The organism is Psychrobacter sp. M9-54-1, assembly GCF_016613355.1.
GTDB lineage: Bacteria > Pseudomonadota > Gammaproteobacteria > Pseudomonadales > Moraxellaceae > Psychrobacter > Psychrobacter faecalis.
In genome coordinates, this window is record NZ_JADGFW010000034.1 from 1 (window position 1) to 23,877 (window position 23,877).

The following is a 23,877-nucleotide window of genomic DNA, read 5'->3' on the forward strand; positions in this document are numbered from 1 at the left end:
AGTCTAATTATTTCGATATCACCTTAATCCTTGGTTCAGTTGGATTAAGATGACACTAGTCATTAAAACACACAGACTCATATCTAACCCCCTTTGCTGACGACAATAGCATGATGGTACCACCTGATCCCTTCCCGAACTCAGAAGTGAAACATCATCGCGCCAATGGTAGTGTGGCTCCGGCCATGTGAGAGTAGGTCATCGTCAGCTCTCTATTCCTGAATCGCCCCTTAGCTTAATTGCTAAGGGGCTTTTCTTTGTCTAGCGGTTGAGGTTAGAAAACTATTTTACATATCCTAATACATAACTTAACAGCTATGTATTGTTGAGATGACTTATTAAAGCTATGATTATTACAGTTCATGTTATCGATGCAGGATTACTAGAGAAACATGGGCTTTTATAAATGAACTTAATATCATAAAAATTAATAATCACAAGGATGAGATGATTATGACTATTGCAAAGAATATTGAAGTAAGCAGCACCTCAGAAACAAGTTTTGAAGACGCTATTCAAAAAGGCGTGGCGCGTATCGCCAAAACCGTTAACAATGTTCAAGGTGCTTGGGTAAAAGAGCAGAAAGTTGGTATTACCGATGGTAAGATTAATAAGTATCATGTCATTATGATTGTGAGCTTTGTCATTAATGAAGATACTGACCTTAGTTAATCATTATTAATAATATAGAATTACTTGTAGACCTGATTTATTAAAAAATAAAAAGCCTGTGTATGCAGGCTTTTTTTATGTCTTTTAATCCGTCATAAAACAAAGGTTTACTCATAGAAATTTCTTAACATTATAGATTGAGGTAGATGTAGTAAACTGGTCGTTTGATATTTTTAACATAATTTTTTTAACAAAGTTTTTATAAATAGAGAAAGCTATGGCAGTTGATTTTACCAATACCTTGATCGTTGCGATATCAGCAACCGCTTTATTTGATTTATCAGAGTCTGAAAATCATCTGATAGCATTATTACAGCAGCGACCCAGCGAGGCGATTAAAGAGTTCCGTGACTATATGGCTGAACGCGAGAATGATTCGCTCAGCATTGGAGCCGGCTATCCGCTTATTAAAGCATTGTTAAATTTGAATAATTATTGCCATGATTGTGAAGGGCAGAGTTCAGGTATTGATACACCGCTGGTTGAAGTGGTGATTGTCTCAAAAAGTAGCCCTGATACAGGTATTCAGGTGCTCAATGCGATTCGTGAGCATGGCTTAACCATTTCTCGCTCGGCGTTTATATCCGGAAGCCCTATAGCGCCTTATATTAAAGATTTTAATGTGGATTTGTTTTTGACCACCAATCGTGATGACGCTCAGCAAGTTGCCGATGCCAATATTTGTGCCTGTGCGATATTAGATGCCACACCAGTAAACACTTATGAGCTCGATACTAAGCAGCTGCGTATCGCATTTGATGGTGATGCGGTATTGTTTGATGACTCAGGTGAGCTGCTTTATAAACAAAAAGGGTTGCGGGCTTTTCATGAGCGTGAAGCCGAAATGCAGGATTTGCCGATAGAAAAAGGACCTTATGCAGAGCTGTTGATTAAGCTGTCAAAAATGCAAGAGCGATTGCCTGCAAGCTTGCATACTTCTCCCATGAAGATAGCGTTAGTCACTGCCCGTAATGCCCCTGCGGACTTACGGGCGATTAAAACGCTACGTGATTGGGGTGTTGATCTCGACATGGCATTTTTTTTGGGCGGACTTGAAAAGACGGCAGTATTAAAAACCTTTGCGCCACATATCTTCTTTGATGATTCGGTTAAACATATTGATGCCGCGCGTAATTTTATGCCAACGGCGTTGGTTCCTTATCATTCGACCTCTTTGCTGCATGCCAAGAGTGTATTAACGGCAGAAGAAGACACCTCATCATTGTCATTTAAGCCTGTAAAAAGCACATTGTCTTCTGTGAGCGAGCAATAGGGTTTTAATAACATTCAAAGGTTTAAAAGATAAGGTTTGTTATGAAGTGGCAGCAATTATTTAGCTTAATAACGCGCAGAATTAAGCAAGTTTTTGGCTTATATGCGTTTGTTCTTATACCGATGTGGGGCATGTTTTTTCTCAATGAAACACTGCTTTTCGGGCTATGGAATATCTTTGGGATTGTGCCACGGGCGTTAGATTTGGGTAGTATGATTGGGGTAGTTGCGTCATGGACGATGCATGGCAACTTTTCTCACTTACTTGGTAATACATTGACGTTATTACAAATTTTATTTTTGTTCGGACTATTTGAAAATAATGCTTATCGTACGGTAATTAAATTGATCGTGGCGTCAGGATTGGCGACTTGGATTATCGGTTCGCCATTGTCGATTCATATCGGCGCGTCGGGGCTATGTTTTGCGATGCTGGGTTATATGATAGGCGGAGCGTTATTTGCGCGGCGCTGGGGTTATCTGCTTGCTTGCATCGTCATGGGAACTGGTTACTGGTTGATCATCAAACAAGGTTTGATGCCGCAGCAAGGTATCTCATTGGCGGCGCATTTTGGCGGACTATGCGCCGGCTTATTATTAGGGGCAAACTCAAAGCATGCTTATGCCAGTATCAACACGCGTTATTAACTTTTATTGATACAAACGTTGATATATAACGGATCATTTTTTTCTAATGGCCGCCACTTAGTGGTTTGCTTCACATGTTCATCAATGCTCAGCTTGCTATCCTTTTCTTGCAATACATAATCGGCGCGGGCAGGGGCAGCACAGTCAATAACTTGCGGTACTTGCTGCACACTTCGACGTCGCTCAAACAAATATAAATTCACCAAATAAACATCTGGATTATCAGCATTAGCGCGCGCGTGCCCACTGTCTGCGGCCATAAAACGAAAGGTTTGTGGTTTGATATATGACCAAGGACGAAACCATGTGCTCTGTTCAACTTTTTTCACCACATGCACGCCGTTAGGTAGTTGCGCAGTTTGCTGCTCGAACCAGCTATATTCTTGGCTGATTTGAAAGCCAAAAATACCAATCGCCCCAAATAATGGAATCAGCCATCTTGGGGCTTTTTTTCCTGCCAGTTTGCTGAGATGAGTTATGATTAGTGCTATCCCAGCCATACCAAATCCAGCAGCTATGGTGGCGATAAACTCAAAAAGCATAAGATTTTTCCTTAACGCCATCAGCGCATTTAAAACCAATTTATAAAAAGATAAAAAAATCACTCACAAGCAGTTGCTGCCGGTGAGTGATTATCTTACAAAGAATAGCACATAATATCGTCTAGATTAGTGATCGATTGCGCCGCCAGCTCCGCGTGGAGAACGAACACTTTCAACCAATTCTTGGATATGCGCTGGCGGTGGCGTCGTTGCATAAGAAACAATAAATGCCACGATAAAGTTCAGTAATGCACCAACCGCACCAAATGATAGTGGCGAGATACCGAACAACCAATACTCTTCTGTATCAGGGAAGCTTGCTGTACCACTGATAAAGAACCAGCCTTTAAAGATAAAGATATACACCAAGATACTAATCAAGCCCGTCAACATACCAGCGATAGCGCCCAAGTTGTTAACACGTTTTGAGAAAATACCCATCATCAGCGCAGGGAACAGTGACGCACCTGCAATACCAAAGGCTAGTGCCACAACCTGTGCGGCAAATCCTGGCGGGTTAATACCAAGCCAAGTCGCAACCACAATCGCAATTGCCATCGTAATACGGGCAACTTTTAGCTCGCCTGCATCAGTAATGTTTGGATTTAAGTTACGTTTAATCAAGTCATGACTGATTGCTGATGAGATAGCAAGTAGTAGACCCGCTGCCGTTGAAAGCGCTGCTGCCAAACCACCGGCGGCGATAAGACCAATAACCCAACCTGGTAGCTGTGCAATTTCCGGATTGGCCAATACTAAGATATCAGCGTTGACATCAAGCTCGTTACCTTCCCAGCCTCTATCGACAAAGATACCATCACGCTCTAAAGCATGTTCAGCTTTTGCTTCTTCAACCGCCGCCGTCGTTGCCGCAACATCACCGCCGTCAGTAGTGGCAGCCGCTGCTGCGAGCTCAGCTGCACCAAGTCCGCTATCGCTATAGAACTGGATACGACCATCATTATTTAAATCGTTATATTTAATAAGACCCGTGTCTTCCCACGTTCTCATCCAGTCTGGACGTTGATCGTACTCGATAGCAGGCTCTTCAACACCTTGTGGATAAATGGTATCGATTAGGTTTAGACGCGCCATTGCACCTACTGCAGGAGCAGTGAAGTATAGTAGCGAGATGAAAACCAAGGTCCAGCCAGCCGTCCAGCGCGCATCCGCAACTTTAGGAACGGTGAAAAATCGAATGATAACGTGCGGTAAGCCTGCGGTACCAATCATCAGTGATAAAGTGAATAACACCATGTTTAGCTTGTTTGGCACGTCAGCGGTATAAGCGGTAAAGCCTAAGTCGACGACGATTTGATCAAGCTTAGCTAAGATAGGAATACCGGCTTCCACATGGTTTGAGAACAAACCAAGACCCGGAATCGGATTGCCTGTCAGCTCAAGTGAGATAAACACCGCAGGAATGGTATAAGCAATCATCAGAACCACATACTGCGCAACCTGCGTGTAGGTAATCCCTTTCATACCACCAAGTACGGCGTAGAAGAAAACAACAACCGCGGCAATAATCAGACCGGTGGTATTATCCACTTCTAAGAATCGTGAGAATGCTACCCCAGCGCCGGTCATCTGACCGATAACGTAAGTGGTTGAGGCAATAATCAAACAAACCACGGCAATCATCGCTGCGGTCTTAGAATAAAAACGGTCGCCAATAAAATCAGGAACCGTGAACTTACCAAATTTACGTAGGTAAGGCGCAAGCAGCATGGCCAGTAGAACGTAACCACCCGTCCAACCCATCAAATAAGTTGAGGCCGCATAGCCGCCAGTAGCAATAATACCTGCCATCGAGATAAATGATGCCGCACTCATCCAGTCAGCAGCCGTTGCCATACCGTTTACTACAGGATGCACGCCGCCGCCAGCAACATAGAACTCACTGGTTGAACCTGCGCGTGCCCACCATGCAATACCGAAGTATAAAGCGAAAGATAGACCTACAAAAATAATATTAATCGTAAATTGACTCATAGGGCTATTCCTCGTCTACACCATATTGTTTATCTAACTTATTCATACGCCATGCGTAGAAGAAAATTAAAATGATAAATACGCCAATGGAACCTTGCTGAGCGAACCAAAATCCTAGGTCAGTACCGCCTATTCGAATCCCTGTTAATAATGGTCGAAATAAAATACCGAAACCGTATGAACAGAGGGCCCAAATAACGAGGCAACCTATAATGAGACGGATATTGGCACGCCAATAACCAGATGGATCGTTGTGGTTTTCCATAGGACAACTCCTTTTGTCTTGCCTAAAAACATAATATTTGATTTGAGCTTAATGAGTTATTCTTGTCTATCGCTTCAAGCGAAATTGTGTCTATAAAAAAACCATCCTATAGACGATTCATACAAAATGACTCAACAGCTTAGCTGAAAAAATGCGCACAAATGAAAAATAATAAAAACCAAATACTAAAATGTGAACCAGTCATAAAGCGATTTAGTAGTCATTTATTTATTAATTTGACTTAATTAAATAAACGACATCATAAATGCTAGGGTTTTTAAGAGGGTCTTGCAGAAAAAAAGGGGATTTATCGAGGAAAAACGATGAGGGTCAACAATCCGCTGTCTTTTTACGATCCCGTCTTCCTGACAAGAGTCTTAAAGTTGTTAATACGTTAGTCATTCATGCCAATAAGTCAATATCAACTGAATGCTAATATCTATAAAATCCACTCTATCGTAGTTAGAAAACATGGTCGGTAATAAAGTGGACTTCTATAAATGTTTAGAACATTTAATATTACTGAAATCGTACGTTAAATGTCTAACCAATGCTACTGATTTGTTACATTCTCCATTCTATAGGACTTCAACAGTAAGTAACATTTATTTCATAAATAGTTTTTCTAATTTAATAACCAAATTTGATAGTAGTAGGCGTCTTAATCTCTATAGAATGCACACGGCATCTTATTGGTAGAGATTTTTAGCAGAATTATGTGCGGTATAATTAGTTAAATGTCTTTCTATATAAAAATAAGTAACATTTATAAACGTAAGTGAGGAGTAGGTATGAGTGACGGCATAGCAGGCTGGTTCAATAACATCGTGAATTACGGCGTTAGTATTATCTGGGGTAATAACGATTGGTTAATCGCCAGCAATCCTTGGTATGGATTGTTGATGTTTGTGTTGATTGGGGCTGGTCTATATTTCACCGTTGCTACGCGTTTTATTCAGTTTCGTCACTTTGGTCATATGTGGCAATTATTACGGGTGTCAAATCAAGGCCGTAAAGATGGTGGTATCAGCTCGTTTGAGGCGCTGATGACGTCTTTAGCGGCGCGCGTCGGTACCGGTAATCTGGCAGGGGTAGCGATCGCTATCTATCTTGGTGGACCGGGCGCAGTATTTTGGATGTGGATGACGGCGCTCGTCGGTATGTCGACCAGTTTTATCGAGTCAACCTTAGCCCAAGCTTATAAAGTGCCGCATAATGACAATGTTTACCGCGGTGGACCGGCTTACTATATCGAAAAAGGTTTGGGCAAGCGCTGGCTGGCGATATTTTTCTCGCTTTGCCTGCTGGTTGCGTTTGGTTTGGCGTTCAATGGCGTGCAGTCGAATACGATTGCGCAGGCGACCAATGAAGCGTTTGGTGTTCCAACATGGATGACAGGGTTAATACTGGTCGCGCTCGTCGCCCCAGTGGTATTTGGCGGACTACGCTCGGTTGCACGTATTGCAGGTAAAATCGTGCCAGTCATGGCGATTCTTTATATCTTATTGGCGCTTTATATTATTATCACCAACTTTAGCGAATTCCCAGCAGCCGTTGCCTTGATTGTAAAATCAGCCTTTGGTTTTGAGCAAGCGGCGGGCGGTGTGATTGGGTATGGTATTGCGCAGGCGATGATTAATGGTATCAAGCGTGGTTTGTTTTCGAACGAAGCGGGTATGGGTTCAGCGCCCAATGCCGCAGCGACGGCAAAAAGCCATCCTGACCATCCAGCGGTGCAAGGCTTTATGCAAATGCTCGGTGTCTTTATGGATACGCTGGTTATCTGTACGGCAACCGCGGCGATTATTATACTTTCAGGGGTCGTCGATCCAAATGTCGAACAAGAAGGTATTCAATTAACCCAATTGGCGCTGTCGCAGTATGTGGGCGATATGGGCGTAGTTTTTGTCGCGATTGCGATTTTCTTCTTCTCGTTTACCTCTATCATTGCCAACTACAGTTATGGTGAGTCCAATCTTGAATTTATCTCTGGTGAAAAAAATGCCAAAGTCATGATTATGATTTTCCGTTTTATGGTTTTAGGCATGGTATTTGTTGGTGCTATTGCTAGCTTACCTGCTATTTGGAACTTCGCTGACTTATCAATGGGTCTCATGGCACTCGTCAACTTGATAGCGATTTTAATCTTGTCGCCAGTGGCGCTTAGAATTTTGCGTGATTATGAAAGACAAATCAAAGAAGGCAAAACCGGCGAGCAAATCAAATTTGACCCCGATGATTTTGTGAAACTAAAAGATGAAGCCAACCGTGATGCGTGGACTGATTAGATCTTTTTGGTAAGCTAAAAAGTTATTCTATTAAATATAGTAGGTTCGCTTTAAAAGCGCTGCAGTGTGACTTAGATGAATTTTTCGTAGCCTCTATGATAACAGCAAGCAAGGAAAATTTATCCCAGTCGTACGCTAGCTACTAGCGTATTGTCTTTATTTCGAGTGGATCATACAAGCATAAAAAAACCGCTCTTATATTAAGAGCGGTTTTTTATTAAACCATAATTATATCAAACATGATTTACATGTTTGGATAGTTAGGACCGCCGCCGCCCTCTGGCGTTACCCAAGTAATGTTCTGTGACGGGTCTTTGATATCACAGGTTTTACAATGCACACAGTTTTGCGCATTGATAACAAACTTAGCACCTTCGGCATCTTTCACCACCTCGTAAACGCCAGCTGGGCAGTACAGACGCGCAGGCTCAGCATACAGCGGTAAGTTAATTGAAACAGGCACCGTAGGATCGGTGAGTTTCAGATGCGTCGGTTGGTCTTCAGCGTGGTTGGTGTTGGAGATAAAGACTGATGACAGCTTATCAAATATCAGCTTACCATCTGGCTTAGGATAGGTTGGCTGATAAGCATGCGCCGCACGCTCTAGCTGATCATAATCTCTCTTATTATCATGAATGGTCAAAGGCATTTTACCGCCAAGCAAATTTTGCTCGATAAAGGTAAAGGCGCCGCCCATCCATTGACCCATACGGTGCATGGCTGGGGCAAAGTTACGCGCTTCGTAGTTGTCTTGATACAGCCATGATTCTTTATACATGGTGCTATAGGCAACCACGTCGTCATACTCACGGCCTGCTTGTAACGCTTCAAAAATCGCTTCAGCCGCCAACATACCTGACTTCATTGAGGTGTGCGTACCTTTGATTTTGGCAGGGTTTAAGAAGCCTGCATCATCACCGACCAACACGCCACCTGGGAAGGTGAATTTTGGTAAGGAGTTTAAGCCGCCTTTGGTCAACGCACGCGCGCCGTATGACAGGCGTTTGCCGCCTTCTAAGACGTTGCGAATGACTGGATGAAGTTTTAGGCGCTGCATCTCATCAAACGGTGACATATAAGGGTTTGAGTACGATAGGTCGATGACCATACCAAAGCTGACTTGGTTGTTTTCATCGAAGTACAACCACCAACCGCCAGATGAGCCGGTATCCGTTAATGGCCAACCTGAACCATGCATGACCACGCCTTGCTCGTGCTTCTCTGGGCTGACTTCCCATAGCTCTTTTAGACCGATACCATAATGCTGAGGGTCCGAGTCTTTATCAAGCGCGAAACGGCTGATGAGGCGCTTGCCCAAATGTCCACGGCAACCTTCGGCAAAGATGGTGTATTTACCTAGCAGCTCGTAACCTGGCTCAAAGCTTGGCTTGGCTTCACCATTGGCAGCTACGCCCATGTCGCCGGTCAAAACCCCTCTTACCGAACCGTCGTCATTATATAAAATCTCATCGGCAGCAAAGCCTGGGAACATCATGACTTCAAGCTCTTCTGCTTGCTCAGCTAACCAGCGAACGACGTTGCCCAATGAGACAATGTAGTTACCTTCATTGTGCATGCTGGCAGGCACGATAGAATCAGGGAGCTTGGTTGCTTTGGTCGCAGAACCGAGCATATAAACGCGGTCTTCAATGGCAGGTACGTTTAGTGGTGCGCCTTTTTCTTTCCAATCTGGTATTAGCTCGTTTAAAGCGCGCGGCTCAATAACCGCGCCAGATAAGGTATGGGCACCAAACTCTGAGCCTTTTTCGACCACACAAACCATGAACTCATCATTGCCCGCTGCGATAGCAAGCTGACGCAGACGAATGGCCGCTGATAAACCCGCTGGGCCGCCGCCGACGATGATGACATCAAATTCCATTGATTCACGTTCGATTTCAGGCTCAGTAGTTTCTGGTTCTACGGCTGGCTCGGGCGTTGCTTCTGTTGCAGTAGTGGCTTCTACTGGCTCAGCGGCAACGTCTGTCGCCTCAGTTGCAGCGCTTTCTTCAGTAGTGGCGACTTCTTCTACGGCTACATCAGTATGTGCGATGTCGCTATTTACAGTGTCGTTACTGACAGTGTCATTATTAACAACGTCGTTGCTAACAGTGTCATTATCAACAACAGGCTTTTGATTGTCTTGCTCTTGCATACCTACTCCTAAACTTTTAGTGGCTTATCTCAGGGCATCATTAGCTTAACAATTGAATAATAAAGCTTGCGGCGCTAACGTTACTCAGACATATGGCTGCCCGATAAGAACTGTCTTTGCGGCATCAATTGACGACGTTAAGCGTACAAAGATTGACGTAAAATCTAGCACCCATAACGTAAAATGTGTTGTTAATTCAACACCCACTGAACCATTGCAAATAAATAATCGTTACTCATTATAAAAGAAAAGTCCTACAAACACGATACGCATTTCTGGGTATCAATGTTAAGGTAAGAGGGAAATAATGGGGTACAATGACGATAGGCTTTCATCATACCCGAAACAAAAATTTATAGTAATAATAGATGCGCCAAACTTTGATTACTACATAAAGGATTTTATGATGAATGACGATAATAAAAACGACAATTCTAATGATAAAGATAGCCTCAAAGTCACGAATGACAAGGTATCTGCGCCAAATGGTATGGATGCTTTGAGTCAGTATTTTAAGTCAGCGCCAAGTATACGCGAAGGGCGCGCTATACCGCCGCTTGAGAACTGGCATCCTGAGCAAGTAACGGACATGGATCTAACCATCAAAGCCAACGGCGAGTGGTGGCACGAAGGCGGGCACATGACCCGTCAGTCATTAGTCAGTTTGTTTGCCACTATTTTGTGGAAAGAAGAAAATAATGGCGCGGTTGAGTATTTTTTAAAGACACCGGTACAAAAACTGCGTATCCACGTAGAAGATGCGCCGTTACTGATTAACGATGTTGGTATCGTTGAAGAACAAGGTGAAAGCTGGCTAGAATTTACGACCACCACCGGTGATGTAGTGCGTTTAGATGATGAACATCCGATTAGTTTGCGTGCTTATACAATGAAAGACTCTGATGACAATAGCCATTCTGACAAAATTAAGAATAAAGAAGATAATAAAAGTACAGAAAGCTCTACGCAAATTCGTCCTTATATGATGGTACGAAACGGCTTGGAAGCATTGATTGGACGTAACGCTTTTTATCATTTAACAGAAATTGGTGAATTGACAGAGCGTGAAGGTGAGACGATACTAACGCTGCAAAGTGGTGATAACGCTTATACGTTATCAATGCCATCAGATTCATAATAGACTATATTTAATACTTATATAAGAACGGCGGTAAGAAAGCAATGAAGGTTGCCGTAAAAGCAGTGCCTGATAATACAAGCCTTGATATTATTGATAGCCTTGAGACGCACAAAACCACATTTATTAATGATAGTTTTAAAACGCTTAAAGCAGATGATAGCGTGATAAATAACGCGCTTAAAAAGGAACGCAGTGCGCCAATCGGCTTGTTCGATTCGGGCGTCGGCGGCTTGTCGGTCTATCTACATCTGGCTCAGCAATTACCGCATGAGCGTTACGTTTATTATGCCGATACCTTGCATGTACCGTATGGCAATCGTGATAGTGAAGACATTAAAGCCTTAACGCTCGCTGCAGTGGCATGGCTATACCAACAAGGCTGCAAGCTTATCGTCATCGCCTGTAATAGTGCTTCGGCGTATGCGTTAGAGACGGCCAGACGCTATTATCCGCAGCTGCTTATTGTTGGTCTGGTGCCTGCTTTAAAACCTGCGGTATTGGCCAGCAAAACTCATCACGTAGCCGTATTGGCAACGAAAGCGACGTTAAACGGTGCGCTACTAAATGACGTCATTACGAATGTTGCCATTCCTCATGCCACCAGAGTCTCCAAATACTTTGACCCAAACTTAGTCCCTTGGGTTGAGTCAGGTATGCCTAAAGACAGCAAAACGGCTCAGGATTTACGCCTGCAATTGCAGCAATTTTCGCAAGATGGCGTCGATCAGTTGGTATTAGGCTGTACCCATTATCCATTTTTTAAAGCGTTTTTACGCCAAGAAATTACTCAGCAGCAGTTAGCGCTACATATTGTCGATTCGGGGCATGCAATCGCTGAGCGCGTTAAGCAGCTATTGATAGCAGAACAGTTGTTAGCATTACCCGTTAAGGTATCAGCTAATGAAGCGTTAAATGGCCTAGCGACCGCTATAGATATACCGCCGGCTTTGACTTTTTATGCGACTAAGTATGATAAACAGCTCGGCGCTGTAGTGCGACGTTTATTGGGTAAACAGTCTCGTATACAGTATATTCTTTCGCCTTAAGCCCTTTTGTTTTAGTCTAATAGGGTTTTTTGCCTGTGCAATAGTGAAGTAGCTGTTATAATCCCGCAATATATTAGTGGAATTAGCAATAAATTAAACGTATTCGCGTAATATAATGCTAGGCTAGTATTTGCCAAACAGAATATTAGACAGGCTCTGATGCTATCGCTTTTCGATAACAATCGAGATAACTTTCATTTATATGACTAATAAGTTTAGAGGTGATTGTGTCAAACCGTCGCTATCATATTCACGTCATATGCGCTGACAACGACCAACTGTTGGTTTTAGACAGTGTGGCGATGTTTTTCCAAGGCCGCGCATTTTTAACCTATGACGTTTCTAGCAAATTACCCAAAGCGGCGTTATATGGTCGCCAGTGTATCGATGCTTGCGATTATGCGCTGATGATAATCGGTGATAGCTATGGCACGGCGCAAAATACTGGTGTCAGTCAAATGCATTTGAGCTATCTCAATGCCAAAGCCAAGCTCAAACCCTTGTTAATATTGGTCAAAAGTCATCATAACGAGGTCAATATCAGTCGGCAGCTGCAAGAATTCACCAACATGGTGACCAAAAAAGCCGATAAGATTTATTACTATGAAACAGAAAATGATATCGAGCAGCTACTCATTCAGGCCTTCTATAAAATGGTCGCCAATCATGAAGTAGGGGACGGCTGGGTAAGAGTGAGCGACGAGCTGATGAAAGCCAATAAATCGGCACTGGCCGAAGAAACGGCTACGAGCTTTTCTACCAAGAAAGCCAAACTTACCCAATCTCGCCCTGCTGTTACCGATCATTTAGCAGCCGATAGTGTCAGCAAGCCACTGGTGCTGACAGACACTTTTGAGATTCAGTACAAAGCCCAAGCCTATGAAGGCGGTAATTTAACCGACGTCACCCGCCCTATGACTTTATCGTGGCAAGAAGTGCTCATCGCCTTAATAAAAATACCGGCTACCTTTTCAAGCTATGGTTTACAGAGCGCCATTAATCGCTTAATCGCAGTCAAAGCTGAAACAGATATCAAAAATGACATGCCAAATGTTCACGCGGTGGCCCGTTGTCAGATTTATCAAGATGACTTAAACCAATTACAGCGGCAGTTGGTGGCGGCTAACTGGATTCAACTCACCACCTATGGCACGCGCGTGTCACAAGAGCTATGGAAACTCACCTTTTATGCGAAGAGCTTATTAACAGACAGTAATACCACCATACCTAATGCGCCAACTTTACCGCTTAGCTAGGGCAAGCGCTCTCTGTTCTATTTATAATTCTCATTGATAAAAAATCCATTTATAAGCCACCGCTTACCCTTTGTAATACAAAGCATACGTCTCTGTAGTTGTGAAGCTGAGCAATACCCGTAATAATAAGCGTATAAATACATAATAATGCTTAATAATTAGGGAGAACGAACAATGAGTGATGCCAAAAAAAAATTAAATAGTGAACTAACCAGCTTAGAAGAAACCATGCTTGAAGCCGACCAGTTTCGTACGCTCGAAGAACAAGTCGCCGATATGAAGCGCCGCGGCATTGACCCAACCCAAGCCTATAAGGACTTGGATAGAAAGGAAGAAGATGCTGACTGGGGTGATGCGACGTGGAAAGAAAACGGTAAATGGAAACCAAAAACGCCTGCGGATTTAGATGACAAAGCCCGCGAAAATTGGGATGGCGATAATGGAAAACCAAATCCGCCACCTGTTATCTAGTAGGTATTATTTAACAAAATAATAGAATGATGACCGTATTTATTCCAATTTATTCAATTCATTTAATAAAAAAGCCACGCTCATTTGCGTGGCTTTTTTATTAGTCGCTAATACATGCTTGTAGATACTAAATAAATCATTCCTTAGCTTAGCTAATTATGAACCTTCATCGACACGTACAAGCTTTATCGTACCATCAGGACTGGTAACCCGGCGATAACGCGTATTGCCCGATGAGGTTGATGGTCTAACGGTTGGCTGCACAGACGGCTGTACCGAGTAAGGATTAGAGTTTGAGCTGCCAGTTTGCTGTTGAATCAATTGCCCCATACGGTCTGCAGGCGCAGGGTTTAAAGGACGACTGTTTGCTGGTTGTCCGTACGGATTGCCATATTGGGAAGTGCTTGCAGCACTATTACCAACGATGGCGCGATAAAATTTTTGTCCGGCGCGTCCATCGGCTGGAAAGATGCCATGGCTTGATTGATATTGCTGAATCGCCGTACGCGTATTATCACCAATGATACCGTCCACTTCGCCAATATCGTAGCCTGCATTTAATAATGCTTGCTGGATATCTTTAGATTGCTGACGGCTAATACCAGGGTCGTCCGTCGGCCAGGCAGTGACAAAGTCGGTTTTGCTGCTGTCTTCACGCGCGATTAAGTCTGATAAGTGGGCAATTGCTAAAGCATAATTTTCTGAAGCGTTATACGAATAAAACGTGTCGAAGTTTTTACCCACCAAGAATGCTGGGCCATCAGTGCCGGCTGGTAATAATAAACCTGCGCTGCCCAAGGTAGAAGGCAGAGGGCTGCCGTTCGCCAATGTCAGCCCTTGATTGCGCCAATGGCTGATAGATTTTTTGTCTTTACGGTTTGATGCGCCCCAAAAACCACTCGGCAGTTTGACTTCATAACCCCATGGCTCGCCGGTACGGTAACCACGTTTGTCCAAAAAGTTGGCAGTAGAGGCGAGCGCATCAGGGACGCTATTAACTAAGTCGCGGCGGCCATCACCATCGAAATCGACAGCCAGTTCTAAAAAGGTACTTGGCATAAACTGCGTTTGCCCAAATGCACCTGCCCATGAGCCGGTCATATCACTAGGTGCAATATCGCCATTTTGGACGATTTTTAGCGCATTGGCATATTCGCCTTGGAAGTAGCTTTGACGACGATCAAAACATGACAGCGTCGCTAAAGATTCAAACAAGGGCTTTTTACCCAATGTCTGACCAAAGTTTGACTCCACGCCCCATACGCCCAGTACATGCTCAGCTTTGACCCCATAGCGCGATTCAATGCGGCGCAAGGTATCTGCCCATTGGTGCTTAGCCCGAATACCATCTTCGACCCGCTCTTTATCTACCAATGATGACAAATAATCCCAAACGTCCTTTTGAAATTCAGGCTGGTAATTGAGTGACTGAATCACACTAGGGTCAGGCTGGCTTGGACGATAGTTATTAAACGTATAGCTATCGACGCCGCGGAATTTACTAGAGTTTTTTAAACCATCTAAGCACTGTTGAAACTGGCTATTAGATAGGTCTGGTGCTGGTGGTTTGGCCGCTTGCGCAGTACTGGCAAAGCTGAGGCCAATCGCGATGCTAAGTAGCGATAACGTAGAGGTCGAAGAAAAACGCATGGAAATATCCTATAAACATCGAAATAGTCATTGAAAGAGAACAAAGCTGAATTAAGCAGTATGAACTTAGAGTAACCAATCTCAATAGTAAAGAAAAGGTATCGAAGCACTCGGTTACTATAAATTGACGTGAGCGTGAGGTTAAGAGAGGGTTTGGCTATCATGCTTAAGCAAGCTTTTTTGCCTTTTTGCTGTTTAGCGGCAGTTAATGAGTGAATGAAGGACTTAATAGCCAAACTTGTTCAGTTACGGCTAGCTCAGATGCCGCATTAAGGGTTGATGACTGGTTTTCAAACTCGATAATTTTATAGTCGGTATCATAATACTGCTGTAACTGCTGCTGACTAATCGAAAAAGGCGGGCCGTCTTTTTTACTTTGGTCATAGTTTAGGGTGATTAATAGTTGTGGCGCATGATTGCTAAGTTTGACTATTTGCGCACTATAATCAGCACGCATCGTTGCTGGCAAGGCTATCAATGCTGCTCTATCATAAACGGCATTAATCTCACCTATATCTGTGGCGCTCAGGGCAAAAATATCTGCTGCCCATAAAGTAATGGTTTGCCCAGCTAGCTGACCCTGATAGCGTTTTAAAATGGCGTTAACAGTAGCGCTCGTAAATTCAGTAATAGTAGGGATAACCTTTTGCTCAGCAAAGAACGCTTGCACAGCCGTTTCCACCAGCTCGACGCCAACGACGTCATAGCCTGCGTGCGCAAGCCATACCATATCAACTGATTTACCGCATAAAGGTACCAAGACTTGGCCACTGATGGGCACTGCGAGCTCAGAAAAATACTCAATTAGTTGAGGATTGACGTCAGACTTATGAAAGCCAATACGTCCGTCTTGCCAGCGCTGTTGCCAAAATTTAGAATCCATACCTTTATTCCTAACCTATATATACTTTAGATATTTGATATTATCATACCGCTAAACGCAATAAAAAAGCCAAGCGTCTTAACCCTTGGCTTTGATAGCGTATAAAACTTACGTTACTTGTTTAATGCACCATATACTCACTAAATTCTTTGCGTAGTTTGGCAAGTTTTGGCGGAATAGCAAAGTTACAATAGGCTTGACCCGGGTTTCTATTATAGAAATCTTGATGGGCGTCTTCAGCTTTGTAAAATTCCATAGCAGGATGGACTTCTGTCACCACATTAAGGCCCATGTCACGTAATTTGTTAATAGTACGGTCGACCGTTGGTTTTTGCGCCTCATCGGTATAAAAAACCACGCTCCGGTATTGGCTGCCGACATCATTGCCTTGACGATCCATGGTGGTGGGATCATGCGTGGCAAAAAACACATCAAGCACCACTTCTAATGGTACGATAGACTCATCAAATTCAACCTTGATTACTTCAACGTGTCCGGTATCACCGCCACAGACCGCTTCGTAGTTAGCAGAAACGGCATCGCCGCCCATATAGCCTGACACCACAGATTGCACGCCTTTTACGGATAAAAATACTGATTCGGTGCACCAAAAGCAGCCACCGCCTAAGATAATGGTTTGCATAATTGTTCCTATTATTATAGCTGTTGTCATAGAGATGCGCTAAGGTCTTTATTTGGTTGCAATATCTCATCTTTCAATACTAATTTTATGTCTCAATATTGCCTTTATAAAGAATTAGCGTTACCTATTTAGCTTAGCAAGGCAGTTGCTCGCGATAAGTAACAAACAGTAATGTTATAATGGGCTTTTGCTATCTTTAAAGCACTGAGCAATTCACCATTTAATTAATATTTTATTTTTAAAGAATCAAAGTTTCATTATTAAAAAACGAACCACTATCAAAAAATGAGCAACCTCATGAGCCAAACTAAGCCTACTAACCTGACTAATAACACCGTAAAGCACGATACCTTATTTACCACGCCACTCGATAAAGCGGCGCGTTTTTCTTTTGATGAGCAAGTGGTGGCGTGTTTTCCTGATATGATTCGCCGTAGTGTACCCGGTTATGGACAAGTGCTGGCGATGTTGCCGATATTCGCTCGTCGTCACTGTAAATACCGCCAGCAAGATGATAGCGGCCAGCGTGTCAGCCGTGTCTATGATTTGGGCTGCTCACTGGGTGCAGCAAGTATGGCGTTGGCAGGCGAGTTTGAGCCGCAAGATTTACAGATTAAGGCGATTGATATCTCACCCGCGATGACCAATGAGGCAAGCACGTTATTAACGGAGAATTATCCCGCGCATAACATCGAGGTCATCACCGCCGATATTCGTGATGTCGAGCTTGAGCCATGCGATATGGTCATTCTGAATCTGACGCTACAGTTTTTGCCCGCTGCCGATAGAGTGACAGTGCTTGAGAAAATTTATGCCGCATTAAGTGAGGGTGGTATTTTGGTATTGACCGAAAAAACCCATGCTTTTGATGAGCAGTATGATGCGTGGTTGGTTGAGCGTTATTATGATTTTAAACGCGCCAATGGTTATACCGAGATGGAAATCAGCGGCAAACGCAATGCGTTAGAGAACGTTTTGATTACCGATACCTTGGATGAGCATCATACGCGTCTAGCGCACGTTGGCTTTGAGCGTCATTTGACCTGGTTTCAATTTTTAAACTTTGTCTCTATTGTGGCCTTTAAATAATATTTAAACGCGATAGTAATAACAGCTCGACTTTTAATATAAATTTTTACTCTATCTTTTTACCAACATGGCAATCTGTTTTTATGCTTAACGACACCATCACTCATGCCGAACGCGAATTATATTTAACCTTGCTGTCATTGGCGCAGCAGCAGCCGAGTGCTTATGAGTGGCTCACGCGCTTGCCAACGTGGCTTAATGCTATTAAAGATAAAGCCAATTACGCACACGCGCCTGCTTACCAAGCGTCGGTGGCACGTTTGCCAACAGTAGCGGCTGATAAAGTAGATTTGGACAGTGATGTATTAACGATTGCCGCCAACCTCAGCGACTCTGAGCGCAAACAAACCTTAGCGCTGTTAAAGCAGCTAATGCCGTGGCGTAAAGGGCCTTTCCAGATTGGTGGTCAAATTGGCGATGATGAGTCAGGTATTAAGATTGATACCGAATGGCATAGCGATTGGAAATGGCAAAGGGTCGCGCCGCATTTAGGCAATTTAAAAGGCCGGCACGTACTGGATGTAGGCGGTGGCTCAGGTTATCACGGTTGGCGAATGGCAGGGGCAGGCGCGGAGACGGTCATCATTATTGACCCATCGTGTTTGTTTTATCATCAATTTATGGCTATTCGTCATTTTGTCGGCGCCGCTGATCATTATAAAACGCATTATATCCCTGTACCACTTGAAGCCTTACCGGAGCACAGTCAGCTATTCGATATCGTATTTAGTATGGGCGTGCTCTATCATCGCCAGTCGCCGTTTGAGCATTTGCAACAGCTAAAAGGGCAACTGGTGAAAGGTGGCGAGCTGGTACTCGAAACCTTGGTTATCGATGGTGACGCCAATACTGTCCTTGTACCGCACGACCGTTATGCGCAGATGAATAATGTCTATTTCCTGCCATCGGTTGAGGCGCTCACTGGTTGGCTAGAAAAAGCAGGGTTTAGCGAGGTACGCTGCGTCGATGTAGCGGTTACGTCGACTGAGGAGCAGCGCAAAACCGAATGGATGACGTATCATTCCTTGGCGGATTTTTTGGACCCTACTGATGGAAGTAAAACCATCGAAGGGTATCCTGCGCCGAAACGGGCAACCTTAATTGCAAAAAAATAGCGCTGGTTAGTTTGCGGTTGGCAAAGAGAGGTTGGTTAAATAAACCAGCGTTTAAATGCCATCTCTATCAATACTTTTAGGATAAAACCGATAAAACCCGCACCTAAGGCCAAAAACATCCAAAAAGTACCAGCGCGACCAGCGTTAGACTGTTTTGATAAATCCCAAATAATAAAGAATAAGAAAGCAATAAAAATGGGCAATAAAATATACATGCCCCAACTGGTGACGGTACTAGAAGCAATGGCAAACATGGTTTTGTCCTGTCAGTGAAAGTGTGAAGTGCTGCGTTTTCTATGGTCTGTTTTTATATATGGTTATAAATGGCATCAGCATTTATAGCAGTAATAGATTAATGTTGCCATTATAACGCGGAATGAGGTTGCTATAAATGTTTCACCAACGTCAGACAACAGTAACGCTACAATCCGCCTAAATAGACTTGTATTGGCAGCCTATAATAGCCGTTACCTTGTCACTTGCGCATATCTAGTATAATAGCGGTGATTTTAATGCTATTTTTGGTTCAAATAGTGCAATAGCAGCTAAAGGTTGTTATATTTATAGGTTACTTATTTTTTCTGCCTTATCTTATATTACCCCAATTTTTTGTTCATTTATCTGAGTTTATAGTCCTATGTCACAAGCCCAAATCGATACGCTCGCCTCACTGTTTGACAGTGCCATTAAAGTCCTAAAAACGAACGGCGAACTACCGGCTGATTGGCAAAACAACAGCCAAATTACGCGGACTAAAGATACCAGTCATGGTGACTTTGCGAGCAATATCGCCCTAACGGCTGCCAAAGCTGCGAAAGCCAATCCGCGCCAGCTTGCTGAAAAAATCGTCAACGCCTTGCCTGAAAATCAAAATATTCGTCAAGTAGAAATCGCAGGCCCCGGTTTTATCAACGTCTTTTTAAATACCGAAGCCAAATTTGCGGTGTTAGAAGATATCTTTAAGTTGCAAGAACGCTTTGGTTTAAGCAAGCAGTTTAAAGGTCAAAAAATCCAAGTTGAATTTGTCTCGGCCAACCCTACGTCTAGCTTACACGTCGGTCATGGACGCGGCGCTGCTTTTGGAATGAGCGTGGCAAATTTGCTTGAAGCCATTGGTTATGACGTCACGCGTGAGTATTATGTCAATGACGCCGGACGCCAAATGGACATTTTAGCGACCAGTACTTATTTGCGTTATCTAGAGGCCAACGGCGAGGCAGTCACCTTCCCAGTCAATGGCTATCAAGGCGATTATGTCAGTGATATCGCGCAAACGCTAAAAACCCAGCATGGCGACAGCTACGTTCATAGTTTTGCTGATATTGCAAAGGACGTAGCAGCAGATGCGCAGTTTGAAATAAATAATGATGGCGAAAAAGTACTGCTATCAGGCGATAAAGAAGCCCATATCGATGGTTTGATTGCCAATAGCAAAGCCTTGCTTGGCGCCGGTTATGAGCTGTTTTTAAATGCAGCATTGAGCAGTATTTTGGCTGATATCAAAGACGACTTAAATGACTTTGGTGTCCGTTATGAGTGCTGGTTTAGCGAAAGATCCATCGATAGCGAGATTGAGCCTGTTTTACAAATCCTTGATGAAAAAGGCTATTTATACGAAAAAGACGGCAATATCTGGTTTAAATCGACTGATTTTGGCGATGAAAAAGATCGCGTTGTGCGCCGTGCCAATGGTCAAAGCACCTATTTTGCCTCTGATATTGCTTATCATAAAAACAAGTTCGATCGCGGTTTTGATAAAGTCATTAATGTTTGGGGCGCTGACCATCATGGTTATGTGCCGCGCGTAAAAGCGGCATTGACGGCGCTTGGTATCGATGCCGACCGCCTTGATGTGGTATTGGTACAGTTTGTTGCCTTATGGCGCGGTAGTGAAAAAGTGCAAATGTCATCGCGCTCGGGCAAATTTGTCACCTTACGTGAGCTGCGCCATGAAGTCGGTAACGATGCTGCGCGTTTTTATTACGTCGCTCGTAAGCCTGAAGTGCACGTCGATTTTGACTTGGAGCTGGCCAAATCGCAAAGTAAAGACAACTTGGTTTACTACATTCAGTATGCGCATGCCCGGGTTTGCCGTGTGTTAGAAAAACTAGAAACCAGTGGTCTGCAAGTAGACGATATTACTGGCGCTGAAAAGCAAGCGTTACTAGTCGCACCAAGTGAAGAAGAATTGATTAAGTTACTTGCCGCTTATCCGTCAACCTTGCTACGCTCAGCGACAGGCTATGAACCGCATATCTTAACCAACTATCTAAAAGAGTTGGCGGCGTTATTTCATGGTTGGTATGATGGCAATCGCATCTTGCCGGTCAGCCTAACTTCAGGTGAAACGCCAAGCCAAGTTGAGATGGATTTGATGCAAGCGCGTTTACGCTTATCTAAAGCCGTGCGTCAAGTATTGGCCAATGGATTGAGCTTATTAGGCTTGTCTGCACCGTCTAGCATGTAGTATAAAGGAAGACGGCTGTAGCCATTATTTGATGATAATTCTTCAATTCTAATCTAATCGACAGTGCTGATTCGATAAAGACAATTCGATTACGATAACTCGACAACGACAGATAATTCAGTAGGGAGAACGAGATCCATGTTAGCCAAAAAACCAAAAGGTGCCACTGAAAAACGCAAAACCAGTAGTGTGTCAGGCTTATTATGGATGTTTGTTGGGGCAGTATTGACGCTCATGATTGGGGTGTTTTTATACCTTTCACCCTTGTTTAACTTCAGTCCTGCGGGCAGCGGTGAGAGCACAGATGCTGATAGACAAGTTCAGCAACGAGTCAATACCGATACCGACAATGGTGATTATGAGTTCTATGATATTTTGCCAAATCAAGAGATGGCGACCATCCCTGATGAAGACTTTGGTGAAGGCAGTAGTAGTAGCCAATCCGGTCAAATCACTGATTTTGAGCCAGATGTAGTCGTTAATCAGCCAGAAAACACCGCGCCAAGTAATAATGATGCGGGTAATTTTGGTATCTCTGAGAGCACTACGATTGAGCCTAGTCGTAGCAACAACGCGAATAATGCAGCAAATAGCAGTAATGACGACGATATTGTCATCGTCGAAGAAGATGCGACTTATGATGGTACGCCAGCTGCCAATAATACAGGCGCGGCTGCAAACAGAGCTAATACAGCGAACGCTAGCAATGCTAGCATTCAGCCAGCGAAGCCTGCGGCGACTTATATTTTGCAAATCAACAGCTTTGGTGATGCCGATGAAGCAGACCGTCGCCGTGCACAAGTGTTGATGGCTGGTGTCGATGCTAGAGTGGTGAAAAACACTACCAGTAATGGCCTGCCTATTTATCAGGTGATTTCACGCCCGATGAATAATCGTCAAGCGGTTGCCACTGCTCAGCAGCGCCTGCAAAATAACGGTATTGATTCTATTATCGTTGAGCAGCGCCGTTAAACCTAAAGCATTGATAAAGAAAGCGTCAGAGGACGCTTTTTTTATCCCTTTTTTTTGATATGTTTCTTAGCTCCTTTCCGCAAACTCAATATAAGAGCATCATAATGACTGTAAATTCTTCAGAAACTGCGCCCGTTGGTATGATGAAAGCTTTTTTTCAAAAGTATTTTATCGATGCTTTTACCGGCATGGCGTTAGGGTTGTTTGTGACCCTTATCGCTGGTCTTATCATCTCGCAAATTGGTGGTTGGTTAAGCCTGCCAGCCTTGGTAGCAGTCGGCAAACTGGCGTCAGTATTAATGGGCGCAGGTATCGGTGTTGGTATCGCCTACTACCTAAAAGCACCAACTTTGGTGATGCTAAGTTGCTTGGTTGCAGGGATGCTTGGCGCGCATTCTGAAGCTTTGATGGCGGGCAATTTATTTATCGCGCAAGAGGCAGGTCCGGCAACTTTCGTTGCGTTGCCTGGCAATCCAATTGGTGCTTATTTGGCTTCAGTATTTGCTTATCGTGCTGGTACTTGGATCGCTGGCAAGACCAAGCTCGATATTTTGCTGATACCGTTAGTGGTATGTACGGTGGCACTCATCGTCTGTGCACTACTTAATCCTCCAGTCGTCGCTGCGGTCAACGCCATTGGTCAGGGTATTCAAGCAGCGACTGAATTACAGCCGCTACTCATGGGTATCGTCATAGCAGTCGTCGTGGGTATTTTATTGACGCTACCGACCTCAAGCGCGGCTATCTGTATCGCTATTGGACTTGGCGGCTTAGCGGGCGGGGCAGCGGTCGTTGGCTGCGCAGCGCATATGATTGGCTTTGCGGTGGCCAGTTTTAAAGATAACGGCGTCAGTGGTGTCATATCTCAAGGGCTTGGTACCAGTATGCTACAGATTCCTAATGTCCTTAAAAAACCGCTCGTACTATTGCCTGCTGTGATTGCCAGCGCCATCGTTGGTCCTATCGCAACCGTTGGCTTTGGGCTAGCTTGCACAGCCACTGGCGCTGGTATGGGCACGGCAGGACTGGTTGGGGTGTTTGGCGTCATTGAAGCATCACAAGAAATCATGAGCAGTACTCAGTTATGGACAGCGATTGTCTTATTGATGTTTGTATTACCAGCGCTCATTGCTGGTATCGTAGCGTACGTGATGCGCCGTCTTGGTTGGTTGGTCGATGGGGATATGAAACTGCCTTAAATTAAAGATAAAGATAAAGGACGCAAATTATCCTAATCACTTATTCTAACTAGCGAAAATGCAAAAGCCCAACTATTCAATCACTGGGCTTTTTATGGTTTAACTTAT

The 23,877-nt window shown here is 43.8% G+C and carries 21 protein-coding genes and 1 rRNA gene; 14 read left to right on the plus strand and 8 right to left on the minus strand.

The window, feature by feature from the left end:
• The first annotated feature begins 95 nt into the window (after nt 1-95).
• From rrf to IQ457_RS11710, 4 genes are all read left to right on the plus strand, one after another.
• A 5S ribosomal RNA gene (rrf, locus tag IQ457_RS11695) occupies nt 96-210 on the plus strand.
• Nucleotides 211-453: 243 nt separating this feature from the next.
• A complete protein-coding gene (locus IQ457_RS11700; protein WP_105246437.1) occupies nt 454-672 on the plus strand; it encodes a dodecin family protein in 219 nt (72 codons plus the stop codon).
• A gap of 217 nt (nt 673-889) precedes the next feature.
• A complete protein-coding gene (locus tag IQ457_RS11705; protein ID WP_200663450.1) occupies nt 890-1,945 on the plus strand; it encodes a 5'-nucleotidase in 1,056 nt (351 codons plus the stop codon).
• Between the two features lie 41 nt (nt 1,946-1,986).
• Entirely contained in the window at nt 1,987-2,592 is a 606-nt protein-coding gene (locus IQ457_RS11710; protein WP_200663452.1) for a rhomboid family intramembrane serine protease, read from the plus strand.
• Here IQ457_RS11710 and IQ457_RS11715 read toward each other — a convergent pair.
• From IQ457_RS11715 to IQ457_RS11725, 3 genes are all read right to left on the minus strand, one after another.
• The gene (locus IQ457_RS11715; RefSeq protein ID WP_191692503.1) at nt 2,589-3,134 is read right to left on the minus strand and encodes a hypothetical protein; all 546 of its coding nucleotides are present in this window, start codon (nt 3,132-3,134) and stop codon (nt 2,589-2,591) included. The two genes, IQ457_RS11710 and IQ457_RS11715, sit on opposite strands and share 4 nt — an antisense overlap.
• A gap of 126 nt (nt 3,135-3,260) precedes the next feature.
• Nucleotides 3,261-5,129 carry a sodium:solute symporter family protein gene (locus tag IQ457_RS11720; RefSeq protein WP_200663454.1) on the minus strand — a complete coding sequence of 623 codons (1,869 nt, stop codon included), beginning with the start codon at nt 5,127-5,129 and terminating at the stop codon, nt 3,261-3,263.
• A 4-nt stretch (nt 5,130-5,133) separates the two neighbouring features.
• Entirely contained in the window at nt 5,134-5,394 is a 261-nt protein-coding gene (locus IQ457_RS11725) for a DUF4212 domain-containing protein (RefSeq protein ID WP_068406957.1), read from the minus strand.
• Nucleotides 5,395-6,185: 791 nt separating this feature from the next.
• On the opposite strand from IQ457_RS11725, the gene IQ457_RS11730 reads away from it, so the two are divergent.
• Complete coding sequence (locus IQ457_RS11730) at nt 6,186-7,682, plus strand: alanine/glycine:cation symporter family protein (protein ID WP_200663456.1); 1,497 nt, start codon at nt 6,186-6,188, stop codon at nt 7,680-7,682.
• A 244-nt stretch (nt 7,683-7,926) separates the two neighbouring features.
• Here IQ457_RS11730 and IQ457_RS11735 read toward each other — a convergent pair whose 3' ends face one another.
• Complete coding sequence (locus IQ457_RS11735; protein ID WP_200663498.1) at nt 7,927-9,564, minus strand: electron transfer flavoprotein-ubiquinone oxidoreductase; 1,638 nt, start codon at nt 9,562-9,564, stop codon at nt 7,927-7,929.
• Between the two features lie 676 nt (nt 9,565-10,240).
• Between IQ457_RS11735 and IQ457_RS11740 the strand changes: the two genes are divergently transcribed.
• The 4 genes from IQ457_RS11740 (at nt 10,241) to IQ457_RS11755 (ending at nt 13,751) form a co-directional block, all read left to right on the plus strand.
• Nucleotides 10,241-10,975, plus strand: coding sequence for a DUF1285 domain-containing protein (locus IQ457_RS11740; protein ID WP_242465437.1), 735 nt, complete (start codon nt 10,241-10,243; stop codon nt 10,973-10,975).
• A 44-nt stretch (nt 10,976-11,019) separates the two neighbouring features.
• Nucleotides 11,020-12,024: a glutamate racemase gene (gene murI, locus IQ457_RS11745; protein WP_200663460.1), complete on the plus strand. Its 1,005-nt coding sequence runs from the start codon at nt 11,020-11,022 to the stop codon at nt 12,022-12,024.
• Between the two features lie 227 nt (nt 12,025-12,251).
• Complete coding sequence (locus IQ457_RS11750) at nt 12,252-13,280, plus strand: DUF4062 domain-containing protein (RefSeq protein ID WP_342343316.1); 1,029 nt, start codon at nt 12,252-12,254, stop codon at nt 13,278-13,280.
• Between the two features lie 174 nt (nt 13,281-13,454).
• The gene (locus IQ457_RS11755; RefSeq protein WP_200663464.1) at nt 13,455-13,751 is read left to right on the plus strand and encodes a hypothetical protein; all 297 of its coding nucleotides are present in this window, start codon (nt 13,455-13,457) and stop codon (nt 13,749-13,751) included.
• Nucleotides 13,752-13,907: 156 nt separating this feature from the next.
• Here the strand turns inward: IQ457_RS11755 and IQ457_RS11760 are convergent, their stop codons facing one another.
• The 3 genes from IQ457_RS11760 to msrA form a co-directional block, all read right to left on the minus strand.
• Nucleotides 13,908-15,401, minus strand: coding sequence for a lytic murein transglycosylase (locus IQ457_RS11760; protein ID WP_200663466.1), 1,494 nt, complete (start codon nt 15,399-15,401; stop codon nt 13,908-13,910).
• Between the two features lie 205 nt (nt 15,402-15,606).
• Entirely contained in the window at nt 15,607-16,284 is a 678-nt protein-coding gene (gene tmpT, locus IQ457_RS11765; protein WP_200663468.1) for a thiopurine S-methyltransferase, read from the minus strand.
• A gap of 121 nt (nt 16,285-16,405) precedes the next feature.
• Nucleotides 16,406-16,927 (minus strand): peptide-methionine (S)-S-oxide reductase MsrA, encoded by a 522-nt coding sequence (gene msrA, locus IQ457_RS11770; protein ID WP_144298101.1) that lies wholly within the window; start codon nt 16,925-16,927, stop codon nt 16,406-16,408.
• Between the two features lie 285 nt (nt 16,928-17,212).
• On the opposite strand from msrA, the gene cmoA reads away from it, so the two are divergent.
• Both cmoA and cmoB read left to right on the plus strand, forming a co-directional pair.
• Nucleotides 17,213-18,016, plus strand: coding sequence for a carboxy-S-adenosyl-L-methionine synthase CmoA (cmoA, locus tag IQ457_RS11775; protein WP_191691949.1), 804 nt, complete (start codon nt 17,213-17,215; stop codon nt 18,014-18,016).
• An 83-nt stretch (nt 18,017-18,099) separates the two neighbouring features.
• Nucleotides 18,100-19,131, plus strand: a complete 1,032-nt coding sequence (cmoB, locus tag IQ457_RS11780; protein ID WP_200663470.1) for a tRNA 5-methoxyuridine(34)/uridine 5-oxyacetic acid(34) synthase CmoB — start codon at nt 18,100-18,102, stop codon at nt 19,129-19,131.
• A 35-nt stretch (nt 19,132-19,166) separates the two neighbouring features.
• Here the strand turns inward: cmoB and IQ457_RS11785 are convergent, their stop codons facing one another.
• Entirely contained in the window at nt 19,167-19,385 is a 219-nt protein-coding gene (locus tag IQ457_RS11785) for a DUF2788 domain-containing protein (RefSeq protein WP_068406984.1), read from the minus strand.
• Nucleotides 19,386-19,768: 383 nt separating this feature from the next.
• Between IQ457_RS11785 and argS the strand changes: the two genes are divergently transcribed.
• The 3 genes from argS (at nt 19,769) to IQ457_RS11800 (ending at nt 23,769) form a co-directional block, all read left to right on the plus strand.
• Nucleotides 19,769-21,598 (plus strand): arginine--tRNA ligase, encoded by a 1,830-nt coding sequence (argS, locus tag IQ457_RS11790; protein ID WP_200663472.1) that lies wholly within the window; start codon nt 19,769-19,771, stop codon nt 21,596-21,598.
• Nucleotides 21,599-21,736: 138 nt separating this feature from the next.
• Nucleotides 21,737-22,570, plus strand: a complete 834-nt coding sequence (locus IQ457_RS11795; RefSeq protein WP_191691953.1) for an SPOR domain-containing protein — start codon at nt 21,737-21,739, stop codon at nt 22,568-22,570.
• A gap of 104 nt (nt 22,571-22,674) precedes the next feature.
• Nucleotides 22,675-23,769 (plus strand): PTS transporter subunit IIC, encoded by a 1,095-nt coding sequence (locus IQ457_RS11800; protein ID WP_200663474.1) that lies wholly within the window; start codon nt 22,675-22,677, stop codon nt 23,767-23,769.
• The last annotated feature ends 108 nt before the right edge of the window (nt 23,770-23,877 follow it).